General features: G+C 48.7%; 5 protein-coding genes and 4 tRNA genes. 3 read left to right on the top strand and 6 right to left on the bottom strand.

Features of this window, described 5'->3' with window-relative positions; translation table 11 throughout:
- The coding region (locus tag Q0294_RS13300; protein WP_299466092.1) for a hypothetical protein at positions 1-691 on the top strand (691 nt) is incomplete at its 5' end.
- Between the two features lie 43 nt (positions 692-734).
- Here Q0294_RS13300 and Q0294_RS13295 read toward each other — a convergent pair.
- The 5 genes from Q0294_RS13295 to Q0294_RS13275 form a co-directional block, all read right to left on the bottom strand.
- Positions 735-1331, bottom strand: coding sequence for an HNH endonuclease (locus Q0294_RS13295; RefSeq protein ID WP_299466089.1), 597 nt, complete (start codon positions 1329-1331; stop codon positions 735-737).
- Positions 1332-1361: 30 nt separating this feature from the next.
- Positions 1362-1435: transfer RNA gene (locus Q0294_RS13290), tRNA-His, on the bottom strand.
- A gap of 22 nt (positions 1436-1457) precedes the next feature.
- Positions 1458-1543: transfer RNA gene (locus Q0294_RS13285), tRNA-Ser, on the bottom strand.
- A 157-nt stretch (positions 1544-1700) separates the two neighbouring features.
- A tRNA-Ser gene (locus tag Q0294_RS13280) sits at positions 1701-1785 on the bottom strand.
- Between the two features lie 128 nt (positions 1786-1913).
- Positions 1914-1985 (bottom strand) — tRNA-Phe (locus tag Q0294_RS13275).
- Positions 1986-2501: 516 nt separating this feature from the next.
- On the opposite strand from Q0294_RS13275, the gene Q0294_RS13270 reads away from it, so the two are divergent.
- Together Q0294_RS13270 and Q0294_RS13265 are read left to right on the top strand one after the other, a co-directional pair.
- Positions 2502-3596 (top strand): DUF1559 domain-containing protein, encoded by a 1095-nt coding sequence (locus tag Q0294_RS13270; protein WP_299466086.1) that lies wholly within the window; start codon positions 2502-2504, stop codon positions 3594-3596.
- A gap of 210 nt (positions 3597-3806) precedes the next feature.
- Entirely contained in the window at positions 3807-4223 is a 417-nt protein-coding gene (locus tag Q0294_RS13265) for a carboxypeptidase-like regulatory domain-containing protein (protein ID WP_299466083.1), read from the top strand.
- A gap of 19 nt (positions 4224-4242) precedes the next feature.
- Here the strand turns inward: Q0294_RS13265 and Q0294_RS13260 are convergent.
- Positions 4243-4885, bottom strand: a 643-nt coding sequence (locus Q0294_RS13260; protein ID WP_299466080.1) for a GntR family transcriptional regulator, incomplete at its 5' end; no start/stop codon positions are given.

The raw sequence follows: 4885 nt of genomic DNA, 5'->3' as shown, positions 1-4885 counted from the left end.
GAAAAACAGATACCTGGGACATTCCGGAGTCTATGAAAATGTCATTACCAACAACACTGAAAAAGCTGTGCAAAAAGTTTCGGTCTTCGAATCCATCCCTCCCGGAATGAAATTTGTAACCGCATCAGCCAATGGTCAGTTTGATCCCGTTCGCAAGGTCGTTCAATGGGATATCCCGGAATTGGCAGCCAGCGCAACACAGACACTGACAATTGAACTGGAGCCTACCGACGTCGGTAAAATGATCAGTACCGTCCAGGTCGTCACCGATAATAACACCAAATATTCTGCAAATCTGCAGTCAGAAACGACGGTCATTGGCCAACCCCAGCTCAAAGTGGAAACCAGCGAATTAAAGGGACCACTTGAGATCGGGGAAAAAATGACGATGCAGGTACAACTGATGAACCAGGGCAGTGCACCTGCCACCAGTGTCGAGTTTCGAGTCAAAATACCACAAGAGCTGGTCTTTCTTTCGGCTAAAGGACCGGCCCGGTATCAGCAGGCCGGCGCTTTCGTCATTTTCGAACCAACACAGGAATTAGCGGCAAAGCAGGTCTTGAACTTTGAACTCTCGCTTGCAGCTCGAAACAAAGGCGATGCGCGCGTTCTGGTTCAAGTACAGTCAAAGCAGATGGAAAAACCGCTCAGCCAGGAAGAAGCAATTCCGGTTCTGGATAAACTACAATAGAACACAAGTGCTCCCGCTAAAATTTCCGGAGCACTTGTGCTACTTAAGATTCCAGCTCAACATTCCAGTAAGTCTCGCTGATGAACCGGGACCAGCTGTCAACCTGAATGTTTTGCATTGCATAAAAAGGTTTCCACTTCGGACGAACGGCTTCTTTCAACAGTTTCATTCTCGCTTGACCCGGAGTCCGGGCCGCTTTCCGCGAATTACATTCGACACAAGCCAGCACGCAATTTTCCCAGGAAGTTTCCCCCCCCTGGGAGCGTGGTATCACGTGATCGATCGTCAATTCCTCACTACCAGGCTGGCAACCACAATACTGGCAGGTAAAGTGATCGCGTTTAAAAACGTTTCGTCGGCTGAAAGTGACAATATTGCGAGGCACCCGGTCGTACTTTAACAGCGTGATCACTTCCGGTACGCGAAACCGGGCATGACTGCTTTGAATCGATAATTCATGTTCTTGTGGACAGAATTTTGCCCAGTCATTCCAGGAATAAGTTTGATAATCAGCCGGATCAACAATCAGCGCAGTCTCATTCCAGATTTTGACAACGGCCCGTGCAACGGTGGTCACACCCACGGGCTGCCAATTTCGATTGAGAATTAGCGTTGGTCGTTCCAAAGTTGATGACACCATAATTTCTATCCTGAACTTCTAATCAAAAAAGGTGTTCGGGGGGAATTGAACCCGCGTCTTTAACAGTCACAGTGTCACGTGCAGAACCATTACAATACAAACACCATATCGAATTCCAGTGGAAAGCGGAAGGCATGGGATTCGAACCCACATACCCTGGCAGGCACACGCATTAGCAGTGCGGTCCGGCAAACCGTATCCGGCTACCTTCCAACGTCCCTCTCAGCATTCCATTTCCAAGAATGATCCCTGAAATCCAGGTTCTCTCCCGCCTGATCAATTATCGCGTACCGACGAGATTGATCACCTTGATGACACACGTTTTCTCGATCTGTTCGCAAAATCAGCCTGAATAAACAAACCTGATAGCGGAAGCCGTGGGACTTGAACCCACAAGCGATTGACATCGCCACCTGTTTTCAAGACAGGGCCCTCATCCAGCCGGGTGACTTCCTCATCATCCTCTTTGAAACTCAAACATGAAAATACACCGTGCGGGAATTGAACCCAGCATCTCCGTCGTGAAAGGCCGGTGTCCTGCCGATGAGACCAACGGGACATCAAAGAATTTTTCCATCTGAGTGGATCGGGAGGTGCTCGAATCCTCGTCTGCGATTCTTCAGATCGCCGCTAAACCATCTCAGCTACCGATCCCCAATCAGTACAAAAAAACCTGATGCTACGATAAATAACACCAGGCGAGATTCATGATCGATAACATTGAACCACAGGTGCTACAAGCGGAGCGGAAAACGGGATTCCTCCAACTTGCTTGAGGAAAGTTCTGTATCACTCATCTCAAACTCAAATCTGCGACTCTGCAACATGACTCCGGCACCCGTTCATAAATAAACACAAGCGAATAGACGTTTCTGTCTATCAGGACGCCTTCACCAGATAATAGTTCGCTCTTTACAGATTATTTGAGAGGTTATTCAAAAGCTGATTCGCCAATTTTCGATCTCTCGCACAGAAAAGGGCGCCCCTGCTTGTCAGTCACGTCGCGCGATCGAAACCGAATTCAAAAAAAGTTTCAGAGAATTGCATGTTTCCTATTGACCTGATCGCACAATAAATATCATATATAATATATCATATCATTAATTTTATATTAAATCCGCCAGTCTTTGTTGACTTATTTTTACTTCATCTGACGAAAGAGGTGTGAAAGTGTTACCTTCCCCAAAACGTAATCGAAACGCGTTTACACTAATCGAGCTGCTGGTTGTCATCGCGATCATTGCCATTTTAATTGCACTCCTGTTACCAGCTGTGCAACAGGCAAGAGAAGCGGCTCGTCGCTCCACCTGCAAAAACAGTCTCAAGCAACTGGGGCTGGCGATGCACAACTATCACGACACATTTCGTGTTTTTGTCCACATGATGGGTGGAACCGCAAATGGTCGCTGCTTCGGCGGTGCCCCTGTCACAGACGGTTGTGGTACAGGCACTTTCGGAAGCGGAAATGAAAGTCGTATCAGTGGATTTATCGCTCTGTTACCGTACATTGATCAGGCACCTCTTTTCAATCAGATTTCTTCGCCATTGGGAAGTTATCCTGCGTTTGGTTCTTCTCGTGATGATGGTGGCTATGCGCCCTGGAAAGTCAAGCTCTCTTTAATTCTCTGTCCCTCAAATCCCACCCCCGCCGACTACCGCAACTTTGGCTGGACGGTTCCCCAAAGCTATGTTTTCTGTATGGGAGATACCATTAACAACTGGGGGGTTCGAAACACCCGCGGTATTTTTGGATTCCAGTCCAGTACAAGTATGCGCGATATTCTTGACGGAAGCAGTAATACCATCATGCTGGCAGAAAGAGGCATCTATTCGGGTAATGCCAGAGACGTTCGAGGGCTGGCTGCCAACGGCGTGAGTTCGGTCCTGACAGCCCCCAATACCTGTTATGCCACCGCCAGTGGTGGGCTCTACAATGTAAGTCAAAGCGTCCAGAAAGACAGACACATGGGAGGCATGTGGCAACACGGACAACCCCACTTTGCCGGTTTCTGTGCGGTTCTGCCTCCTAACAGTCCCTCCTGCATGTCCAATACACACGGCGACAGTTGGGCACTTGCCAGCTCCAGCAGTTACCACGAAGGAGGCGCTCACGTCCTGATGGCCGACGGGGCAGTTCGCTTCGTCAGTGAAAACATCGACACAGGCAATCTGGGAGCGGCACCTGCCACCATTGGTCCCAGTAACTACGGTATCTGGGGAGCCCTTGGCACAAAACAGGGAAGTGAAACGATCGGTGATTTTTAGAAGTCGGCTGCAAATCGGCGTTCCGTCATCGCTGAGTTCATCTTTCATTGATCCGATATCACAATTCAATGCTCGGAGTTGTAGAGGTCCCTCAATATGTTCTGCTCGAATTTGTATCCCCAAGCACCACGTTTCATCTGCATTCTACTGTTAGTGGCCTGGATGACGGCCTGTTCATCCAAGACTATTGACATTCCGGAAACCGTACCAGTGAAGGGAACAGTCCTGTTTCAAGGCGAACCTTTAAAACGGGCGTCAATTGTCTTTTCGAATCCTGCAGAGAAATCCGGTGGCGCGACAATTAACGCCACCACCGATGACGAGGGACAATTCGAACTGAAATCCTATTTTGGAGCCCGCATCGAAAGAACAGGAGCGATTCCCGGAACGTACACCGTCACTGTTCTGAAAATGGTCCCTCCGGGCAAAATGACAGAAGAAGAATATCAAGCTAAAGTCACCCAGGCTGATCAAATCGTGTCTGCCGGCGGTGTCCTGACACAGGAACAAACTCCGCCGGAATTGAAGCAGCTTATACCCCGTCAGTACTCTGATCCGGGTGTTTCTAAACTGGAAGCCAATGTGATCGCCGATCAGGAAAATCAATTCCAGTTTGATTTAAAATAAGTCATCTAATGCGATTTTCTTATTTATTCTGTAGACGTTCCTGCATCAGTTTTTCGACCAGATTTGCTGTATTACGGATGTGTTGCTCCATCTCCTGTGCCGCTTTGTCACAATCGTTAGACTGTAATGCACTGATGATTTCTGCATGGTCCGAAAGCGCTTTTTCCTGAGCCTGGCTCTCATTGTCGACCACTTCACGGATGGCCTGAACCAGCGTGTTATAACGACGCAATTCATCTTGCAGACGGACACTGCCACAATGTTCGGCAATCAGGCTGTGCAATTTGATATCAAGAGACATCGCTTTTTGAGACCAGTTTTTATCGCGCGACTCTTTCGTGATCGCGGCAAATTCTGTAGCCAGATCAGACAGCAGACGAGACTCAATTTTCCCACACGCCGTACGAACCGCTTCCACTTCCAGGATTCTGCGCAGCTGATAGATTTCACGGATCTGCGCAACTCCAAATTCACGCATCACCGCCCCCCGATTGGGAAGATTCTCAACAATGCCAATCGATGCCAGTTCCACAAGCGCTTCGCGAACGGGAGTCGCACTCACCCCGAATTGCTCCGCCAGATTCTGAATCACCATCCGATGACCTATCGGAAATTCACCTCGAATGACAGCGGCTAAAATCCGTTGCACAACTACCTCGCGG

This window comes from uncultured Gimesia sp., from assembly GCF_937919775.1.
Lineage (GTDB): Bacteria > Planctomycetota > Planctomycetia > Planctomycetales > Planctomycetaceae > Gimesia.
This window is presented reverse-complemented; position numbering and strand designations above follow the sequence as displayed.